The organism is Streptomyces sp. ATexAB-D23 (assembly GCF_000373645.1).
Taxonomy (GTDB): Bacteria; Actinomycetota; Actinomycetes; order Streptomycetales; family Streptomycetaceae; genus Streptomyces; species Streptomyces castrisilvae.
Window position 1 is genome coordinate 85,111 of record NZ_KB892007.1, and the last position, 19,304, is coordinate 104,414.

The following is a 19,304-nucleotide window of genomic DNA, read 5'->3' on the forward strand; positions in this document are numbered from 1 at the left end:
AAAGATCCCGAGCGCTTCATCCGCCGGACTTCACCTCTTCAGGTGAAGCTTCTCCCGGGCGGACGTACAAGTCGCCGAACGTACGCATAGCGCACCGCCTGGGCCCGGTCGCGGAGCCCCGCCTTGGCGAAGAGGTTGTTGATGTGGCTCTTCACCGTGGCCTGCGAGATGTGGAGGCTGCGGGCGATGTCCGCGTTGGACATCCCCTCGGCGATCAGCACCAGCACCTCGGCCTCACGGGGCGTCATCCCGTCCGGCAGCTCCGGCTCACCGTTGCCGTCCGGCGCGGGCGGCCCCTCGGTGAGCTGTTCCAGCAGGCGGGCCTGCACCGTGGGCGAGAACCCGGCCTCCCCGGAGAGCACGGCCTGGACGGCCCGCACGATCTCGTCGCCCCCCGCGTCCTTCGTGAGGTACCCCCGCGCCCCCGCCCTGAGCGCCGGAAAAAGGGAGTCGTCGTCCGCGAATGTCGTGAGCACCACGACCTGGGTGCCGGGGAACCGCTCCCGGATGCGCCGTGTCGCCTCCACCCCGTCGCAGCGGGGCATCCGCAGGTCCATGAGGACCACGTCCGGCGCGTGCTCGGCCACCTGGGCGACCGCTTCCTCCCCGTCCTTCGCCGAACCGACCACCTCGATGCCCGGCAGCAGGCCGAGCAGCATCACGATTCCCTCCCGGACCACCGCCTGATCGTCGGCAACCACCACCCGCGCCGTCACGCGGGCACCCGCAGACTCACCACGAACCCCTCCTCGCCCGGACCGGCCTCCAACGTGCCGCCCAGCAGTTCCGCGCGCTCTCGCATCCCGAGCAGACCGTAGCCGGAACCGCTGCCGGCCAGGTCTCCTCCCGGACCCTGCCCTCCCGAGTCCTTGACTTCCAGAACGACGCCGTCGGACTGGTACTCCAGCCGTATCAGCACCCTGGCCCCCGGCGCGTGTTTCCGGACGTTGGTCAGCGCCTCCTGTGCCACGCGCCGGACCGCCTGCGACGCCTGGGCGGTCAGCGCCCGCCGCTCCCCCTCCACCCTGACCTCCGCGGGCTCGGCCGTCACCAGCTGCCTCAGGAAGTCCTCCACCGGTGACACCTCTCCCCGTAGCGCGGAGAGTGCCTGGCGTGTCTCCGCGAGGCCCTCGCGGGCCATCGAGCGGGCGGCGACCACCCGCTGGAGGACCTGGTCCCGGAACTCCCCCGCGGGCTCCCTCTCGATCAGCAGCCGCGCCGCCTCCAGGTGCACCAGCTGGGCGGAGAGGCTGTGCGCGAGCACGTCGTGGATCTCCCTGGCGATCCTGGACCGTTCGTCCAGCGCCGCCGTCTCGGCCTCCGCCACCCGGGCCGCCCGCTCCTGGGCCAGTAGCCGCTGCGCGTTGCCGCGTGCCTCGGCGTCCAGGCGCAGGACGTACCCCGCGAGGCAGAGCCCCGCCGTGGTCACCGCCGTGGTCACCCAGTCGCTGGTGTCCACCACCGCGTAGGCGCCGAGGGCCACGGCTGTGGCCGGGACGCCCGCCGAGAGCGGCAGCCTCTCCAGCGCGGTGACAGCGCAGCCGCACCAGAGCACCGCCGCGGGGACGGACGCCCCCGCCTGCCCTGCCCCGAACGCGGCCAGCATCAGCAGCCCCAGCAGCCCCAACGACGACCACAGGCGGTTCTCCAGGCTGGTCCTGAAGAAGGCGATGGCGAGCAGGGCGCAGACCAGCACCCCGGCCAGACCGACCACTATCTCCCAGGGGCCGAACAGCCCGCCGGTGAAGGTCCCCCACAGCATCAGGGTGAGCAGGGCCGCCCGCACGGACCAGGCGATCCCGGTCCGCGCACGGGTGCGGAATTCCCTGGCGAGAGCCTCTCTCGACGGCCAGCTCGTCCAGGCGGCGGAGGTCACACGTGTTCCTTCCCTGCCGGCCTGATGGGGACGCCGTCGGCGAGGCCACCGTACGACGCCGGTATCGCAGCGGCACGCCACGCCAGAAGCCCGCCGCGCACCAGCAGGGTCGCCGCGAGAGCCGCCATCAGGGCGGGGCTGCCCTGATGGACCCCCAGCATCGCGGCAACCCCGTAGAGAGCCGCCCGCAGCGCCAGTCCTCCGGTCCAGACGAGGACGGTGGCCTTGGTGCCCCTGCTCCACAGCGAGCCGTCCTCGGCCCGCCAGACGCGGGACGTCCATGCCCATGCGGCGCCCATGAGCAGCCCCACTGCCAGCTCCGCTCCCAGGACGGCGATCGACGCCATGCGGTGGTGCGGGTCGATGAGTCCGGGCTCACGCACAGCCATGACGAGCAGCACGGCGGGCAGCACCCACCAGCGCCGGTCGCCGGAGATCCGCTGCGCGGAACACTGACGAACCACGACGAGGGCGATGACCGCGACGATTACCAGGACATTGACGAGCCCGGACATGGGTGCCTCCGAGATGCGAGAAGTTCTGCACCTCCGACGCTACGGAAAGGGCCCGGCCGGCGGATCGGCTCCAGGGTGGATCGTGGGTGGAGCCTTCGTCTCCACCCACGGGTGGAGACGAAGGCTTCGGCTCAGACGTCGATGCGCGAGCGGTCCAGCGTGGCCGCGGAGCTGGTGATGAACTCCTTGCGGGGTGCCACCTCATTGCCCATCAGCAGGTCGAAGACCTTCTCGGAGGACTCCAGGTCGCCGATGTTGATGCGCCGCAGCGTGCGGTGGCGGGGGTCCATCGTCGTCTCCGCCAGCTGGTCGGCGTCCATCTCGCCCAGACCCTTGTAGCGCTGGATGGAGTCCTTGTACCGGATGTTCTTGCGCTGGAGCTCCAGCAGGCGCTGCCGCAGCTCGTTGTCCGAGTACGTGTAGATGTACTTGTCCTGGCCCTTCTTCGGCTGGACCAGCTCGATCCGGTGGAGCGGGGGCACCGCGGCGAAGACCCGGCCCGCCTCGACCATCGGCCGCATGTACCGCTGGAAGAGCGTCAGCAGCAGGATGCGGATGTGGGCGCCGTCGACATCGGCGTCGACCAGCAGGACGATCTTCCCGTACCGGGCGGCGTCGATGTCGAAGGTCCGCCCGGAGCCGGCTCCTATGACCTGGATGATCGCTCCGCACTCGGCGTTCTTCAGCATGTCGGAAACCGACGCCTTCTGAACGTTGAGAATCTTGCCGCGGATCGGCAGCAGTGCCTGGAATTCGCTGTTCCGGGCGAGCTTCGCCGTGCCGAGCGCGGAGTCGCCCTCCACGATGAACAGCTCGCTGCGCTCCACGTCGTCACTGCGGCAGTCGGCGAGCTTCGCCGGCAGCGAGGACGACTCCAGTGCCGTCTTGCGACGCTGGGCATCCTTGTGCTGGCGGGCCGCGATCCGCGTGCGGGCAGCCGCCACCGCCTTGTCCAGGACAGCCCGGGCTTGGGCCTTCGCGTCCCGCTTGGTGGAGGTGAGGAAGGCCTTGAGCTCCTTGGCCACGACATTGGCGACGATCCGGTTGGCCGCCGAGGTGCCGAGCACCTCCTTCGTCTGCCCCTCGAACTGCGGTTCCGCCAGGCGGACGGTCACGACCGCGGTGAGCCCCTCCAGCGCGTCGTCCTTGACGATGTCGTCCTCGGCCACGCGCAGCAGCTTCGCGGAGCGGAGCACCTCGTTGACCGTCTTGGTCACGGAGCGCTCGAATCCGCTCACGTGCGTACCGCCCTTGGGGGTGGCGATGATGTTGACGAAGGACTTCAGGTTGGTCTCGTAGCCGGTGCCCCAGCGCATCGCGATGTCGACAGCCAGTTCCCGGGTGACCTCGGTCGCCGTCATGTGCCCGCGGTCGTCCAGGACGGGGACGGTCTCCTTGAAGGTGCCCTGCCCGGTCAGCCGCAGGACGTCGCAGACGGCCTTGTCCTGGGCGAGGTACTCGCAGAATTCGCTGATGCCTCCGTCGAAGCGGAAGGTCTCCTCGGTCTTGCCCGCTCCGTCCAGGCCCCGCTCGTCGCGCACGACGATGGTGAGGCCGGGAACGAGGAAGGCCGTCTGGCGGGCCCGCTGGTGGAGCGTGTCGAGATTGAGCTTGGCGTCCTTGAGGAAGATCTGCCGGTCGGCCCAGTACCGCACTCTCGTGCCGGTACGTGCCTTCGGGACGCGCTTGCCCTTGAGCAGCCCGTTGGACGGGTCGAACGGGCTGTCCGGCCCCTGCTCGGTGAAGATGCCGGGGACGCCCCGCCGGAAGCTGATCGAATGGGTCGCGCTGTTGCGGTCGACCTCGACGTCCAGCCGGGCGGACAGGGCGTTGACCACGGAAGCGCCGACGCCGTGCAGACCGCCCGACGCGGCGTAGGAACCGCCGCCGAACTTGCCCCCGGCGTGCAGCTTGGTCATCACGACCTCGACGCCCGAAAGGCCTGTCTTGGGCTCGACGTCGATCGGGATGCCCCGGCCGTTGTCACGGACCTCGACGGAGTTGTCGTCGTGGAGGATGACCTCGATGTGGTCGCAGTATCCGCCGAGGGCCTCGTCGACGGAGTTGTCGATGATTTCCCAGAGGCAGTGCATCAGGCCGCGGCTGTCGGTGGACCCGATGTACATGCCAGGGCGTTTACGAACCGCTTCGAGCCCCTCAAGTACGAGCAGGTGCCGCGCGGTGTAGTTGGAACCGTCTCGGTCTGCTCCGGTCAGCAGCGCAGTGGACGGCACGGACGTATCGGCGGTCACGCGGTTCGCTCCTCGCTGAATTTCATTTGGGGCCCAGTGGGTCACGGGCTCGGCTTCGGTTGCCGCTGTGAGGGTACCGAGGCCTGGTAGAGCGGGTGAAACGCCACCCAGGGAGAACCCCCAGACTAAACCAGGCTCGCATACGCGTTCGATCCCTCCTTGGAGTGACGTGCACATCACGTTCCCTTCCAGGCATGAACCATTTAGGCTCCGGGCACGTCCTCAAGAACAACCGGCAAGCCAGCCGGCCCGGACCGACCAAGCCCAGCAACGCGAAACCGTAGCGCCACGCAATACGGCACATTCGCCGCGAACCGGCAACAGACAGCCATCCCGAGAAGAAGTTTCGAAGAAAAGCCACGAGCGGGAACGTTTTCGGCCTGGTTGGATGTTGACCCTGGTACGACAGCTCGTCGAGCTAGAGAAGAGGCGACGTGACTACTGTTCTGACCCCCGCGAGCCCGCTGACCGCAGCAGACCGCTGTGACCGTTGCGGCGCCCAGGCCTACCTGCGCGTCGTGCTCATCAGTGGCGGTGAACTGCTCTTCTGCGCCCACCACGGTCGCAAGTTCGAGCCGGAACTCAAGAAGATCGCCGCGGAAATACAGGATGAGACGGACCGACTGACGGCCGTGCAGGCCCAAGCCGCCGAAGAGGAACAACACTGACACCTCGCATCCACGACGAGCCAGGGGCCGGTCCCGGGACCGGCCGACGGGCGGCTTCCCATGTGAGGGAAGCCGCCCGTTCTCGTACCTGCGGCGCCTGGGCCGGTCAGTCGTCGGCCGTCATCCACCCGATGGCGGCCGAGATCCGCGTGTAGACGCCGGGGCTCCCGGCGCGGCCGCAGCCGTTCCCCCAGGAAACCAGCCCGACAAGCCGCCCCTGGGCCACCAGAGGGCCTCCGCTGTCGCCCTGGCAGGCGTCGTACCCACCCTCGGGTTCGCCGGCGCAGAGCATGGACGAGGCGTCGTACGTGCCGGTCCTGCCGCCCGGGTAGGCCTGTTCGCAGGAGCTGTCGGGCATGATGCTCACCCCGGCGGACCTGAGTGACGACGCGTAGTCGCCGTACCCGGTCGTGTCACCCCAGCCGTAGACGGTCGCAGAGGTACCCGCCCGGTACGCGGAGTCACCGCTCTCGGCCATGGGGATTGTGTCCTGCTCGGGCAGCGCCTCGGAGAGAGTGAGCACCGCGACGTCCCCGCTGTTGGTCGCGGCGTCGAACCCCGGGTTGACCCACGTCCCGCTCACCGGGATCTCCTTGCCGCCTGTGCCGTTGAGCTCGTCGCGGCCGGAAATGATCCGCAGGTCACTCACCTGGCCCACATCGGTGCCCAGCGCCTCCCGGCTCAGGCAGTGCGCGGCCGTGAGCACCTTCTTCGGTTCCACCACGACACCGCCGCAGAACTGACCGGCCCGGGTACCCCCGAACCGGTCACGGCTGGAGAGAGCCACCACCCACGGGCTGTCCGCGACGTGCGCGGGCCTGCCCCCGATGATGATGCTGTCCGCAACCGCTGTGGCGGGGGACGCAAGCGGTATCACGGCCGTGGCGGCGGCAAGGGCGAGCGCCCCGGTCATGGTGCGGACGACGGTGCGGGACATGCGTACTCCTGACTCTGTGATGGATGGTGCCTACCCAGAGTCATTCCGCCGACCCCTACGCGCATCCGCGCGCCCCGCGAGGAAGCGAAGGACACGAACGTACGAGAGCGAGGGCCCGGCTCCCCTCGGGGATCCGGGCCCTCGCTCTCGTACGTGCTGCCGTCGACCTAGTCGAGGTAGTCCCGCAGGACCTGCGACCGCGACGGGTGGCGGAGCTTCGACATCGTCTTCGACTCGATCTGCCGGATGCGCTCGCGCGTCACGCCGTAGACCTTGCCGATCTCGTCCAGTGTCTTCGGCTGCCCGTCGGTGAGGCCGAAGCGCATGGAGACCACGCCCGCCTCACGCTCGGACAGGGTGTCGAGAACCGAGTGCAGCTGCTCCTGGAGAAGCGTGAAGCTCACCGCGTCGGCCGGTACGACCGCCTCGGAGTCCTCGATCAGGTCGCCGAACTCGCTGTCCCCGTCCTCACCCAGCGGGGTGTGCAGGGAGATCGGCTCGCGCCCGTACTTCTGGACCTCGATGACCTTCTCGGGGGTCATGTCGAGTTCCTTGGCCAGCTCCTCCGGGGTGGGCTCTCGGCCCAGGTCCTGGAGCATCTGGCGCTGGACGCGCGCGAGCTTGTTGATGACCTCGACCATGTGCACCGGGATACGGATGGTGCGGGCCTGGTCGGCCATGGCACGGGTGATCGCCTGACGGATCCACCAGGTGGCGTACGTGGAGAACTTGTAGCCCTTGGTGTAGTCGAACTTCTCGACCGCGCGGATCAGACCGAGGTTGCCCTCCTGGATCAGGTCCAGGAAGAGCATGCCGCGACCTGTGTAACGCTTGGCCAGAGAGACCACGAGGCGGAGGTTGGCCTCCAGCAGGTGGTTCTTGGCCCGGCGGCCGTCCTCGGCGATGATCTCCAGCTCGCGCTTGAGCTTGGGAGCGAGCTTGTCGGCGTTCGCCAGCTTGTCCTCGGCGAACAGACCCGCCTCGATCCGCTTGGCGAGCTCGACCTCCTGCTCGGCGTTGAGGAGGGGGACCTTGCCGATCTGCTTCAGGTAGTCCTTGACCGGGTCGGCCGTGGCGCCGGCGACGGCGACCTGCTGCGCGGGCGCGTCGTCCTCGTCGTCGTCGGAGAGGACGAAGCCCTTGTTCTCGCCCTCGCCCTCCTCTTCCTCGCCCTTGCCGGCCTTGACCTCCTCGACGACGTCATCGCCGTCGAGAATCTCCTCGTCCTGCTTGCCGGCCTTCTTCGAGGCCGTCTTCTTGGCCGCCGTCTTCTTCACGGCGGTCTTCTTGGCCGCCGTCTTCTTGGCTGCCGCCTTCTTCGCGGGCGCGGCTGCGGGGGCTTCCTCGGCCGGGTCCGCGGCCTGGGCGGACGGGGCGGCGGGCGCCGCGACCGTCCGGGTCACCGTCGTCTTGGCCGCGACGGTCTTGGTGGCGGTGCGCTTGACCGGGCTCTTCGCTGCAACGCTCTTGCGGGCGCGCTTCGACGGCTCCGCGGCACTGACCATCAGCGTCACACCCTCTTCCTCGAGGATCTGGTTGAGGCTGCGCAGAACGTTCTTCCACTGGGTTGGCGGAATCTGGTCAGCCTCGAAGGCCCGACGCACGTCATCGCCGGCGATCTGCCCATCAGCCTTTCCCCGCTCGATGAGCGCCATCACAGATTCGGACTCGGCGATCTCCGGCGGGAGCGTACGGGATGTGCTGGCCGACACGAACAACCTCTCGGAACGATGGAAACGGCTTCCGGTCCGGCCCGGAGAGGGCTGGAACCGACGACCGCCGGGCGGGAAATGCACCGACGGCGCGGGCTAGGCCTCAGAACTGCACAGCGCCCTGAACGACTGCTGTATTCCTTCTGCGACGGTCACCTCTTAAGTCATCGCGCTGTTTCGAGGAGTGTTACGTCCGTTCCGCGTGGCCCGAGTCACACCCCATTTGCGATGAACACGACCAAGGCGACATCTCTCCGCCCCTGCGCCGCCGGATCACCGGGGTCCGGCGGCACGTGACGCGTACACCCTGCCCGTGCCGCGGTCAGTGCTCGCGCGGCGCCGGTACCACTCGCTCCACCTCGTGGTGGCCCACCAGCAGCTGGCGCATGGACGCCTCGGCGCCCGCGGAGTCACCGGACGCGAGAGCCTCGACGATGCGCGCGTGCAGGGCGACGGACGCGTCGCTGGGCCGGTCACAGGCGGTGGCCGGTCCTCCGGAAACCTGCAGTGCGGCGGAGACGATTCCGGAAAGATGCTCCAGCATGCGGTTGCCCGCGGCCTGGATGAGCAGGGAGTGGAACTCGGCGTCGGCTCGGGCACACGTGATCATGTCGCCCTGCCCGAGCGCGTGCCCCATGATCTCGACCATGTCAACAAGACGCTGCTGAAGGTCTTCACGCCCGTGCCCGGCGGCCAGGCGAGCGGCGAGCGGTTCGATCGTCCAGCGAAGATCACCCAGCTCGCGACGCTGGTCGTCGCGCTGCGGACCGAAGGCACGCCATTCGATGATGTCGGGGTCGAGCAGATTCCAGTCACTGACCGGCCGCACCCGCGTGCCCACGTTGGGGCGGGCGCTGACCAGCCCCTTGGCCTCAAGCACGCGGAGGGATTCCCGCACGACGGTCCTGGAAACCTCGAAACGCTGGCCGATCTCCTCCGGCACCAACGGGCGGTCCGCGCCGAGGTCACCGGAGACGATCATCTGTCCCAGCTGCTGAACAAGTTGGCCGTGCAGCCCGCGGCCACGGCTGGCCGATCCCCGTCGGCCCACCCGGCCGAGCTCGGAATCAGGACCGTCCCAGGAACGCACCGCGGCGCGCTCGCCGGCCGGCGCCTCCGCGTAGGGGTAACGGTCGAGTTCACCCGGGCCGGCGAGGCCGGAATCGGCGGAGCGGGCGGTGGTCATCATGGTGTGCGCAAGGGTACTCACGCATCCTTTGTCGGCGGGTCTCAGCCGCCCCTTGAGGTCTTTGCTGAAAAGCACACGAAAGGGTGATCGCCACCTGCCCCTCAATTGACGCCTTACTGGTATAAACAGGGCATTTCAAAAGGGGTTACGAGGCCCCCTCCCTCCCGGCACTCCCTGTGATCACCAACGGACCCTCCCGCGGAGGCCGGTGAACAGATACGCGCAGATGAGGACCGACAACGACAGGGCCAGGGCAGCCCCCACGGGATGCGCCACAAGTCGCACGACGGCCAGCAGCCACCGGTCCGCCTCCTGCGGCCACTGGAGCCAGGCCAGCTCCCGCAGCCGTCCCGGAAGTCCGGTCACCGAACGCATGGTCGACCCCTTGGGCATCCGCTCGACCAGCGGCACCACCAGTACGGGTACGGCGAGTACGGCGGCGATTCCCGCAGCCGTCACCCGGAAGATGCCGGCGGCCAGCAGCCCGGCCCAGGCGCACCCGACAGTCAGACCGGACCAACTCACCGCCAGGGACACCGCATTCGCCGGAACCCGGAGCAAGTCCCCGCCGTACACGACCCGAAGGGACTCCGCCGAGGTCAGCACGACGACCAGCGCCAGCAGGAGAGCGACGCCCCCGGAGACGGCGAGCTTGGCAAGGAGCAGGCCGAGCCTGCGGGGCACCGCGCCCCGGCCCGCGGCGAGCGCCGGGTATCGGAACTCGTCACCGAAGGACAGCGCACCGAGCAGCCCCGCCCCGAGCGCGGCGGGCGGGAGCGGCAGCAGCGAGGGCCAGGCAGCGAGCACGTCGGGCAGCGGGGTGCGGCCGTCGCGGGCCAGCAGCACGGAGAGCCCGACGGAGGCGGCCAGGACGACGGCCATGACCACGGTCGTGGTCCGCACACCGAACAGGCGGCGCAGTTCGTAACGCACCGGCCGCAGTGGCCCACGGGCCGGGCGCCGCCTGATCGGTGGCGGCAGCTCGCCGCGCGCGACGGCCACGCCGGGGCCCGCAACGGCGCGCGACGCATCGGCCTTGGGCTCATCGACGTCGGCCGGGGGTCCGCAGCCCTGGGCCGCGGACCCGGCGGCCCCGCCGACAGGGGCCGTGTCGCCGACCTCGTCGGCGAGCTGGTGGACGGGTAGCCCATGGCGGAACGCCGTATCACCGACCTCCGCGCAGCTGCTGCCGTACACGGACAGCCGGCTGCCGTCGGCCTCGGCGACGACTTCGACGGACCGCCGGGCGGCCCGCGCCTCCCGGCTCACGAGCGCGGCGAGGCGTGCGGCGTGCGGGGAGCGGACGGCTACGCGGGGCCGCAGTCTGGTACGGGAGAAGGCCGCACCGTCCTGGTCCGCGACCAGGCGCCCGGCATCGATGGTCACCACATGACCGGCCGTACGCGCGGCCTCCTTGGGGTCGCTGGTGGTGAACAGGACGGTGCCGCCACCCTCGGCGTGGGAACGCAGCATCCCGTGCAGCCAGTCGGCGTCCCGTGGCGCCAGCCCCTCCACGGGATCGTCCAGGAGAAGCGCGTGCGGGTCGCCGAGCAGCGCGCAGGCGAGGGAAAGCCGGCGGTCCATGGCGAGGGAGAGCGCGCCGATGCGCTGGTCCCCCAGACCGTCCAGCCCCACCATGTCGAGCAACTCGTCCGCTCGGGAGACGGGCACTCCGGCCGCTGCGCAGAGCATGCGCAGCTGCCCCCGAGCCGTCCGGGCCGGATGCCCCGGCACGTCCCCCAGCACCACGCCCACCTCACCGGCCGGGCGCGGGAGGCTGTGCAGCGGGCGTCCCCGGAAGTAGGTGATGCCCCGGCCCGGATCGAGTTCGAGCATCAACCGCAGAGCCGCGGTCTTACCTGAACCCGGCGCCCCCAGAAGCGCGGTGACGCAACCGGGCCCCGCGTCGAACGTGAGGTCGTCCACGACGGGCGTGTGTCCACGGGGGCGGGTGCTGGTGAGTCCGATGGCCTGGAGCATCGCTTCTCTCGCAGGGAATGGGACGGCGAAAGCGCGGCCGCCCGGCGGCGAGTGAGTACCGCAGCACGATAACCCGACATATAGGATTTTCTGCGTAACACGGGGCGTGCGGCGTTCCGGAATGCTCCAGACGTTCTGGATACTCCGTACCTACCCGCTCACCGGCCGGCCCCTTTCCGGCCTCGCTCCTCCCCTGCCCCCGCCCGTGCTTCCCGCGTGGCCGCCCGTCAGACCTCGGGGCGCAGCATCGGCGGGTTGAGCACCGTCGCCGCACCGGACCTGAACAGCTGGGCGGGGCGGCCGCCTTGCCTGGTGGTCGTACCGCCGGCCGGGACCAGGAAGCCCGGCGTACCCGTCACCTTGCGGTGGAAGTTCCTCGGGTCGAGCACCACACCCCACACCGCCTCGTACACCCGGCGCAGCTCGCCGACCGTGAAAGCGGGCGGACAGAAGGCGGTGGCCAGCGAGGAGTACTCGATCTTGGAGCGGGCCCGCTCCACTCCGTCAGCGAGGATCCTGGCGTGGTCGAAGGCCAACGGGGCCTGATGCTCGCCGTCCTGGCCGTAGCCGCCCTCCGGGCCGAGCAGGTCCTCGACCGGTGCCCACCGCGCGCTGTTCGCGTCGCCCCCCGCCCTGGGAGCGGGCAGATCCGGGGCCAGCGCGAGGTGGGCGACGCTCACGACCCTCATCCGTGGATCGCGCGCCGGGTCCCCGTAGGTGGCGAGCTGTTCCAGATGGGCGCCGTTGCCGACCGCCGGAGCTGCCGGATCCTGTGCGCACAGACCGGTCTCCTCGACCAGTTCCCGCGCCGCCGCGGCTCCGAGATCCTCATCGGCTCTGACGAAGCCTCCGGGCAGGGCCCACCTGCCCTGGAACGGGGTCTCACCTCGGCGTACCACCAGCGCACATAGCGCGTGCCGGCGCACTGTGAGCACGACCAGGTCGACGGTGACGGCGAATGGCGGAAAGCGCGACGGGTCGTAGGGCGGCATGCCGTGATCATAGTCGTCTTCCTGACGATAAACACTCCCTTCCCAAGGTCTCTTCACACGCTCGCGCACCCGCGCCGTGGGCTCCGCGAGGAAGATCGCGGCTGGCCTCGACGTGCGGCGCCGGAGGCCGGCGCCGCACCCGGTTCAGCGGCCGGTCCTGGTCCCCCGGCGCCCTTGGCCGCCGGGCCGGCCGGTCCGGCGCCTGCCCGCCGTCGCACCTGAGCCCGGCCTGGTGGAGCCGGCGCGCGTACGGGCGCGCCCGGCCGGCCGCACACGTACGGAACGGGCCCCCGCGACCCGTTCCGTACGGCGGACGTGCCGGGCGGCCCGGGTGCTGCGCTCACCGCGCAGGCAGCGCCGCAGCGTCTCGGGGTCGAGTCCCTGATTGCAGGCTTCGTGCAGAAGCTGGGCGAAGGTGTAGTCGGGGTCGAGCTGCAGAGCGAGCCCCAGCGCCACGCGCGCGGCGGGTTCGTCGCCGGTCGACCAGGACACCCACCCCGCCAGCGCGAGCGGGGCCGCGGCGTGTTCCTCGTAGGGGGCGACGCAGCGACGGGCCAAAGCCCGCCACAGCCTCAACGCGGGGTCCGCCTCGGGCCCTTCCATCCATTCCGCGGCCCTGTCGCGGGTCTCCCGGTCCTGGAGCCCGAGGATCACCGATGCCGCCTCCTCGTCGCTGATCAGCCGGTCGTCGTTGATGTCCGCCAGCGACGGCGCGGCCGCGGGGGCCTGTCCGAGCCGGTCCATGAGACGGCGGGCGAGCTTCAGCGTGGAACTGCTGACGTCCTTGCGGCTCTCCCGGTCCAGCAGCTTGGGCACCATCGCGCTCCCCGCCGCGTCCAGGGCCCGCTGCTGGCCCTCGCCCGCCGTGCGGGTGAGCGGTGTGAGCCTCGCCTCCATCTCGCGCAGCGACCCGCGCACCTGGATCCCGGCGTAGGTGGCCGCCGCCGCCATCACGGAAGTCCCGGGCATCGCCAGTGGATTGCCCTCGGCCGGGCAGCAGCGGGCATCGGGGCAGACGTAGGACCAATAGCGGTTGCCGGAGATGCACAGTGCTTCGAGCACGGGCACATCCAGTGCGCCGCAGGCCGTACGCAGCCGCTGGGCGAACGGCCGCAGCCGCTCCATCGTCTGGTTGCCCGTCTCTCCGTCGGCCGGGTCCTGGCAGAGGAAGATGACGATGGCGTCGGGGCGCCCACCACGCCTTTCGCTCCCCTTGACGAGGCACTCGGCGAGCTGCTCGGCCACCGATGGCCACTCCTGCGCGGACTGCGGGATGCCGAGCCTGAGTCGCCCTCCGAACCGGCCCCGGCCCCCGTACAGGGCGACCATGACCACGCTGTCGTTCGGATGGAATCCCATGAGATAGGGGAGGGCGTCGGCCAGCTCGGCCGGGCCTCGCAGGGTGATCTGCTGTTCGTCGGACGGGCCGGTGGATTCGTGGTGCTTGTTCATGGCATGACCGTCTCGCGGCCGAAAGATTTCCGCTACCCCCTGTGGATAACTTATCCACAGGGGGTGACCGGCCATTCGCGGTTGTCGGTGCCATCGGGTTGCATGGGGGCATGACCAACGCAGACCGTGCAGAGCTCAGGGCTTCGGCCGATTCCGTACTGGCCCGACTCGTAGGTGACACCTCCGGCACCGCCCGGCTGCGTGAAGACCAGTGGCGGGCCATCGAGGCACTCGTCGCCGACAAACGCAGAGCGCTGGTAGTCCAGCGGACCGGGTGGGGCAAGTCCGCCGTGTACTTCGTCGCGACCTCGCTGCTGCGCGCCCGGGGCAGCGGCCCGACCGTGATCGTCTCGCCGCTGCTGGCACTGATGCGCAACCAGGTCACGGCGGCGGCCAGGGCCGGCATCAGCGCGCGCACGATCAATTCGTCCAACACGGAGGAGTGGGACACCATTCAGGCCGAGGTGGCCGCCGGTGAGGTCGATGTGCTGCTGGTCAGCCCGGAGCGGCTCAACAATCCCGACTTCCGCGACCAGGTGCTGCCCCGGCTGGCCGCGGCGACCGGGCTGCTCGTCGTCGACGAGGCACACTGCATCTCCGACTGGGGCCACGACTTCCGTCCCGACTACCGGCGTCTGCGCACGATGCTCGCCGATCTCCCCGCCGGGGTCCCGGTGCTCGCGACCACCGCCACGGCGAACGCCCGCGTGACCGCCGACGTGGCGGAGCAGTTGGGCACCGGCGCCGGTACCGACGCCCTCGTCCTGCGGGGCCCGCTGGATCGCGAGAGCCTGAGCCTGGGTGTGCTGCGACTGCCCAACGCCGCGCACCGGCTGGCGTGGCTCGGTGACCATCTCAAGGGGCTTCCCGGCTCGGGAATCATCTACACCCTGACGGTCGCGGCGGCCGAAGAGGTCACCGCCTACCTCCGCCAGTGCGGGCACACCGTCGCTTCGTACACCGGCCGCACGGAGAACGCCGAACGGCAGCAGGCGGAGGACGATCTGCTGGCCAACCGGGTCAAGGCGCTGGTGGCGACCTCCGCGCTCGGCATGGGGTTCGACAAGCCGGACCTCGGCTTCGTCGTGCACCTGGGATCGCCCTCCTCCCCCATCGCCTACTACCAGCAGGTGGGCCGCGCGGGCCGCGGGGTCGAGCATGCCGAGGTGCTGCTCCTGCCCGGCAAGGAGGACGAAGCCATCTGGCAGTACTTCGCTTCCGTCGCCTTCCCCCCGGAGGAGCAGGTCCGGCGCACCATCGACGCGCTCGCCCAGGCCGGCCGGCCGCTGTCGCTGCCCGCTCTGGAGCCCCTGGTCGACCTGCGGCGCACCCGTCTGGAGACCATGCTCAAGGTGCTCGACGTCGACGGGGCGGTCCGGCGGGTGAAGGGGGGCTGGACGGCGACGGGTGAGCCCTGGGTGTACGACGCCGAGCGCTATGCCTGGGTGGCCAGGCAGCGGGCGGCCGAGCAGCAGGCCATGCGCGACTACGCGACGACGGACGGCTGCCGGATGGAGTTCCTGCGCCGTCAGCTGGACGACGAGGAGGCGACCGCGTGCGGGCGCTGCGACAACTGTGCCGGAGCGCGGTTCGACGAGCAGGTCTCGGACGCCGCTCTGGACACCGCGAAGGGTGAGCTCGGCAGGCCGGGTGTGGAGGTGGAGCCGCGCAAGATGTGGCCCACCGGTCTCGCGTCGGTCGGTGTCGATCTCAAGGGGCGGATTCCGGCGGGGGAGCTTTCCGGCACGGGCCGGGCGCTCGGGCGGCTCTCCGACATCGGCTGGGGCAACAGACTGCGTCCGATGCTGGCGGCGCAGGCGCCCGACGGTCCTGTGCCGGACGACGTGGGCGCCGCGGTGGTGACCGTGCTGGCCGACTGGGCCCGGGGCCCCGGCGGCTGGGCTCCGGATGCCGTCGATGCGGTGCCGCGGCCGGTCGGTGTGGTCACCATGGCCTCGCGGCGCCGGCCGCAGCTCATCGAATCCCTCGGCAGACACATTTCCGAGGTGGGGCGGATGCCGTTGCTGGGGCACGTCGGTCATGTTCCGGGTACCGAGGACATCCGGATCTCGCAGACCAACAGCGCCCAGCGGGTCCGGGCCCTGCACGAGAGGCTGGTCGTGGGGCCCGAGCTCGCCGAGGCCCTCGCGTCGGCAGGCGGGCCCGTGCTCCTCGTGGACGATCTGTCGGATACGGGCTGGACGCTCGCGGTGGCGTCCAGGCTGTTGCGGCGGGCCGGGGCTCAGGCGGTGTTTCCGCTGGTCCTCGCCGTTCAGGCGTGACAGGAGGCGTCAGCCGGGGCTGGACTGGGCAGGGATATCCGTGTCATTCCAGCTGATTACCGTCAGCCTCACCAATTGCTCGTTGCCGCCTGCCGATACGCCAGGAAGAATTGGAGTCGCTCCCCGCACGGTCCTCTCGCGGGCCCGAAAGGGCTGTGCCGCGGCGCGCCCTCACTCGACCCTGCCCGCATCGTGGGCGCGTATGCGAAGGGAGGACCGTGACCTTCGGATTCGCTCCGTCCGCAGCCACTTCGATGTCGCCGGCCGCCGACTCCGCCAACCGCCTTGCCAGAATGCTCGAACCGGCCGAGTGGGCGGCGGCGGGCATACCCCTGCTGCGCAGCCCGCGTGAGGTGGTCAGCGGGCTGCACGCCCGGCACCGGCCGACGCCGGCCACCGCCGTGGTGGCCGTGCTGGACCATGAGGAACGCCTGAAGGCCAGCGCCTCGTTCGCCCGTCGCTCGGTGACGGCGGACGGCTGGGAATTCCGGAACTCGCTGCTGGCGCACCTGCGCCGGGTCATCCCGCACGATCTGCGCCGCCGCACGCCCGTCCGCACCGCGGTGCTGCTCTACTGCCGCGACGGCGACGAGCGCTGGACCGAGGAGGACGGGGCGTGGATGTGGGGGCTGCGCGACGCCTGCACGCTGCACGGCCTGCGGTGCGGCGCGTACATCACGCTGACCCGCGGCGGCTGGCAGGTGCTGGGCGAGGGGCGTGGCGGCCGTCGCCCCAACTCCACCTCGCAGCCTGCCTCGCTCGCCGATACCGCGCTGGACCTCGATCAGGCACCATCGCGCAGCGGCGGGGGCGCGGCACAGGCACTGCACCGCTCAGCCGCCCGCTGAGCCCCCCGCAGGACCCAACCGCCCACACGGGGCAGCCGGCGATCACCGCAGGCCTGGCAGCCGGGTCACCACGCGCCGAGGCAGGCGGTCACCGCGGACCGGCGTGTACCGGGCCCGCCTCAGGACACATGTACCGGGCACGGCTCAGGACACGAGTACTGCCGGGCACGGCTCAGGGCGTGTCCGGCAGAGCCCCTTCGTTCACCCGGAGGCGAGGGAGGACTCCGCGGACACGCCCTGGGGCTCAGACGCCCGCGCCGAGCGCGGTGTTGATCCGCTGCGGGTCGCCGCAGACGATCAGCAGCGCGCCGGCACGCTCGCGCGCCGCGGTCAGCGCGCGCGTGGCCACGTCGTCGGCCGGTCCGTTGACCGCGACGATCACCACGGGCCGGGGCTTGACCCGGTCCACGGCTGCGGCAGCGGCGAAGAAGACGTCGTCGCCCGCATCGTGCTGGGCCCAGTAGGCGGCCTCGCCGAAGGACAGCTCGTGCGTCGCCCACGGGTGCTGACCGCCCGTGGTCAGCACCAGGATGTCGCCGGGCGCGCGGCCCGAGTCGAGCAGCAGGTCCACCGCCTCGTCGGCGGCGTCGAGTGCGCCGTCGGCCGTTGCGGGGATCACCTGGAGCTGCGGCGCGGAACGATTCTGCGGCTGCGCCGTCTGGGGACGGCCGGGGTTGGAATGCTGGCGCTGCGCCGGGGGCGCAGGCCGCGGGCCGGGACCCGGACGGCCGGGGCGCGGCATGGCCGCTGTACGCGGCCCTGGTACGGGACGAGGGGTCGACGCGGCGCGGCCGGTGGCCGGAGTGGCGCGGGGACCCTGGGCGCTCTCGTGAATCTGAGGCTCCTCGGGGATGAGAGGCATGGGTGGTTGTCTATCAAACGCCGACGCGTCGGGCATCGGCGGGTGGGTACATATACGCGATCAGAAGTCGAAGCCGAGCTGGCCCCCGCTTTCCAGTGCGGCCGCCTCGGCGGAGAAACGGACCTTCTTCAGGTGCTGCCACCTGGGCAGCGCGTCGAGATAGGACCACGAGAGACGATGGTGGGCGGTGGGCCCACGCTCCTCAAGTGCGGCCCTGTGCACGGGGGACGGGTAACCGGCGTTGGCGTCGAACGCGAAGTCGGCGTACTCGCCGCTCTCCGCGCCGAGTTCGGCCATCATGGCGTCCCTGCGGACCTTCGCGATCACCGAGGCGGCCGCCACCGCGACGCAGGACTGGTCGCCCTTGATGACGGTGCGGACCTGCCAGGGACTGCCCAGGTAGTCGTGCTTGCCGTCCAGGATCACGGCGTCCGGGCGGACCGGCAGCGCCTCCAGGGCACGCACGGCGGCGAGCCTGAGGGCGGCGGTCATCCCGAGTTCGTCGATCTCCTGCGGCGAGGCGTCACCGAGTGCGTACGCGGTGACCCAGCTCTCCAGCAGCGGCGCGAGTTCCGCGCGGCGCTTCGGGCTGATCAGCTTGGAGTCGGTGAGTCCGGCGGGAGGCCTGCGAAGCCCGGTGACCGCGGCGCACACGGTGACAGGCCCCGCCCACGCTCCGCGTCCGACCTCGTCGACACCGGCGACGGTCCTGGCACCGGTGGTAGCGCGCAGTGAGCGCTCGACGGTGTGCGTGGGTGGTTCGTACGGCATGGCGTCTGTCAGCGTACGCCGAAGGGAACGCCAGGAACACCCCGGGGCGCCCCTGGGCCGCCCGCACCGGCGCCGTGACGCCGGGCGGGCCACCGCGTGAGGCCGGAGCGCATCCTCAGGGGGCGTCCGGGCGGAAGACCGGGACCACGACCTGATCGATCAGCGCCTCGATCTCCTCGTCGTCCCACACGCTGCCGCACACCTTGGTGCGATACATCATCATCGCGGGGATGACGTCGAAGGCCAGCTCCCGCAGGGCACCGGCGCGCACCTCGCCGCGTTCGACGCCCCGGCTCACCACTTCCCTGATGAGGTCGGTCGACGGCCGGATCACGCCGTTGAGGATCACCGACTGGAAGCGTTCCGCCGTAACGCCGTCGCATTCGTGAATGACCGACCGCAGGGCGGAACCGGACGTGGAGAGCATCGCGTCCCGCATGGCGCGGCACAGCTGGTGGAGATCGTCGCGCACGTTCCCCGAGTCGGGCGCCAGGCCCAGCGCCGGCAGCGCGGTGCGCAGAGCCTCGGCGACCAGCTCCTCCTTGGAGGACCAACGGCGGTAGATCGCGGCCTTTCCCGTCTGCGCACCGGCGGCCACCCCTTCCATCGTCAGCCCGTTCCAGCCGACCTTACTGAGCGCTTCCAGCGCCGCTTCGAGGATCGCGCGTTCCAGCACGGATCCTCGGCGGCGAAGGGACACCACCGACTGCCGGGCGGCGGCAGCCGATCGCGAAGTAGCCATGAACTTCTCTCCATCGAAGAGGTGGGGTTCGCCCCCGTGAACCCGCCGGGGTCGGAAGTCGGCGGGTGCTGGGTGCGACGGGCGGCACGGGACCGAGCAGTTCCCGGCCGGAACAGCGGCTCCGGGCAGAACCGCCAACGACGGACCCAGTGAACGGTTGCGTTCACTGGAGGGGACTCACTAACGTTGACGACACAGTGAACGGAACCGTTCACTAATTCACTTG

Annotated in this window: 16 protein-coding genes; 3 read left to right on the plus strand and 13 right to left on the minus strand. The window is 70.6% G+C overall.

The features are described 5' to 3' along the window. Positions 1-38: 38 nt before the first annotated feature. The 4 genes from B082_RS0109075 to B082_RS0109090 all read right to left on the minus strand — a co-directional run bounded on the left by B082_RS0109075 (position 39) and on the right by B082_RS0109090 (position 4,643). On the minus strand, positions 39-716 hold the full coding sequence (locus tag B082_RS0109075; protein WP_018551492.1) for a response regulator transcription factor: 678 nt from the start codon (positions 714-716) through the stop codon (positions 39-41). Then, positions 713-1,876: a sensor histidine kinase gene (locus B082_RS0109080; protein WP_018551493.1), complete on the minus strand. Its 1,164-nt coding sequence runs from the start codon at positions 1,874-1,876 to the stop codon at positions 713-715. Before B082_RS0109080 ends, B082_RS0109075 begins: the two co-directional genes overlap by 4 nt. Then, a complete protein-coding gene (locus B082_RS0109085) occupies positions 1,873-2,391 on the minus strand; it encodes a CcdC protein domain-containing protein (RefSeq protein ID WP_018551494.1) in 519 nt (172 codons plus the stop codon). The genes B082_RS0109080 and B082_RS0109085 overlap by 4 nt, the downstream gene beginning before the upstream one ends. A gap of 131 nt (positions 2,392-2,522) precedes the next feature. Then, on the minus strand, positions 2,523-4,643 hold the full coding sequence (locus tag B082_RS0109090; protein WP_026249576.1) for a DNA gyrase/topoisomerase IV subunit B: 2,121 nt from the start codon (positions 4,641-4,643) through the stop codon (positions 2,523-2,525). Between the two features lie 434 nt (positions 4,644-5,077). On the opposite strand from B082_RS0109090, the gene B082_RS0109095 reads away from it, so the two are divergent. Continuing rightward, positions 5,078-5,311 carry a DUF7455 domain-containing protein gene (locus B082_RS0109095; protein ID WP_024489001.1) on the plus strand — a complete coding sequence of 78 codons (234 nt, stop codon included), beginning with the start codon at positions 5,078-5,080 and terminating at the stop codon, positions 5,309-5,311. Positions 5,312-5,417: 106 nt separating this feature from the next. Here B082_RS0109095 and B082_RS0109100 read toward each other — a convergent pair whose 3' ends face one another. From B082_RS0109100 to B082_RS0109125, 6 genes are all read right to left on the minus strand, one after another. After that, positions 5,418-6,248, minus strand: a complete 831-nt coding sequence (locus B082_RS0109100) for a S1 family peptidase (protein WP_018551497.1) — start codon at positions 6,246-6,248, stop codon at positions 5,418-5,420. A 167-nt stretch (positions 6,249-6,415) separates the two neighbouring features. Then, positions 6,416-7,960 (minus strand): RNA polymerase sigma factor, encoded by a 1,545-nt coding sequence (locus B082_RS0109105; protein ID WP_026249577.1) that lies wholly within the window; start codon positions 7,958-7,960, stop codon positions 6,416-6,418. A gap of 322 nt (positions 7,961-8,282) precedes the next feature. Continuing rightward, the gene (locus B082_RS0109110) at positions 8,283-9,149 is read right to left on the minus strand and encodes a FadR/GntR family transcriptional regulator (RefSeq protein ID WP_018551499.1); all 867 of its coding nucleotides are present in this window, start codon (positions 9,147-9,149) and stop codon (positions 8,283-8,285) included. A 180-nt stretch (positions 9,150-9,329) separates the two neighbouring features. After that, entirely contained in the window at positions 9,330-11,129 is a 1,800-nt protein-coding gene (locus tag B082_RS0109115; protein WP_018551500.1) for an ABC transporter ATP-binding protein, read from the minus strand. A 227-nt stretch (positions 11,130-11,356) separates the two neighbouring features. Beyond that, on the minus strand, positions 11,357-12,121 hold the full coding sequence (locus B082_RS0109120; RefSeq protein ID WP_018551501.1) for an NUDIX hydrolase: 765 nt from the start codon (positions 12,119-12,121) through the stop codon (positions 11,357-11,359). A gap of 144 nt (positions 12,122-12,265) precedes the next feature. Beyond that, complete coding sequence (locus tag B082_RS0109125; RefSeq protein WP_018551502.1) at positions 12,266-13,573, minus strand: DUF4192 domain-containing protein; 1,308 nt, start codon at positions 13,571-13,573, stop codon at positions 12,266-12,268. Between the two features lie 110 nt (positions 13,574-13,683). On the opposite strand from B082_RS0109125, the gene B082_RS0109130 reads away from it, so the two are divergent. Together B082_RS0109130 and B082_RS0109135 are read left to right on the plus strand one after the other, a co-directional pair. After that, a complete protein-coding gene (locus B082_RS0109130) occupies positions 13,684-15,855 on the plus strand; it encodes a RecQ family ATP-dependent DNA helicase (protein ID WP_018551503.1) in 2,172 nt (723 codons plus the stop codon). Positions 15,856-16,073: 218 nt separating this feature from the next. Then, positions 16,074-16,703, plus strand: coding sequence for a hypothetical protein (locus tag B082_RS0109135; RefSeq protein ID WP_018551504.1), 630 nt, complete (start codon positions 16,074-16,076; stop codon positions 16,701-16,703). Between the two features lie 244 nt (positions 16,704-16,947). On the opposite strand, the gene B082_RS0109140 is transcribed toward B082_RS0109135, so the two are convergent. From B082_RS0109140 to B082_RS0109150, 3 genes are all read right to left on the minus strand, one after another. Next, a complete protein-coding gene (locus tag B082_RS0109140) occupies positions 16,948-17,565 on the minus strand; it encodes a hypothetical protein (RefSeq protein WP_026249578.1) in 618 nt (205 codons plus the stop codon). A gap of 60 nt (positions 17,566-17,625) precedes the next feature. Further along, entirely contained in the window at positions 17,626-18,336 is a 711-nt protein-coding gene (locus B082_RS0109145; protein ID WP_018551506.1) for a ribonuclease HII, read from the minus strand. A gap of 115 nt (positions 18,337-18,451) precedes the next feature. Further along, positions 18,452-19,078 carry a TetR/AcrR family transcriptional regulator gene (locus B082_RS0109150; RefSeq protein ID WP_026249579.1) on the minus strand — a complete coding sequence of 209 codons (627 nt, stop codon included), beginning with the start codon at positions 19,076-19,078 and terminating at the stop codon, positions 18,452-18,454. Positions 19,079-19,304: the final 226 nt, after the last annotated feature.

Bases quoted from the DNA above. Each gene is read 5' to 3' on its own strand.
- B082_RS0109140 (WP_026249578.1), bottom strand. From the start codon at position 17,565: ATGCCTCTCATCCCCGAGGAGCCTCAGATTCACGAGAGCGCCCAGGGT.
- B082_RS0109115 (WP_018551500.1), bottom strand. From the start codon at position 11,129: ATGCTCCAGGCCATCGGACTCACCAGCACCCGCCCCCGTGGACACACG.
- B082_RS0109125 (WP_018551502.1), bottom strand. From the start codon at position 13,573: ATGAACAAGCACCACGAATCCACCGGCCCGTCCGACGAACAGCAGATC.
- B082_RS0109110 (WP_018551499.1), bottom strand. From the start codon at position 9,149: ATGATGACCACCGCCCGCTCCGCCGATTCCGGCCTCGCCGGCCCGGGT.
- B082_RS0109100 (WP_018551497.1), bottom strand. From the start codon at position 6,248: ATGTCCCGCACCGTCGTCCGCACCATGACCGGGGCGCTCGCCCTTGCC.
- B082_RS0109150 (WP_026249579.1), bottom strand. From the start codon at position 19,078: ATGGCTACTTCGCGATCGGCTGCCGCCGCCCGGCAGTCGGTGGTGTCC.
- B082_RS0109145 (WP_018551506.1), bottom strand. From the start codon at position 18,336: ATGCCGTACGAACCACCCACGCACACCGTCGAGCGCTCACTGCGCGCT.
- B082_RS0109130 (WP_018551503.1), top strand. From the start codon at position 13,684: ATGACCAACGCAGACCGTGCAGAGCTCAGGGCTTCGGCCGATTCCGTA.
- B082_RS0109120 (WP_018551501.1), bottom strand. From the start codon at position 12,121: ATGCCGCCCTACGACCCGTCGCGCTTTCCGCCATTCGCCGTCACCGTC.
- B082_RS0109085 (WP_018551494.1), bottom strand. From the start codon at position 2,391: ATGTCCGGGCTCGTCAATGTCCTGGTAATCGTCGCGGTCATCGCCCTC.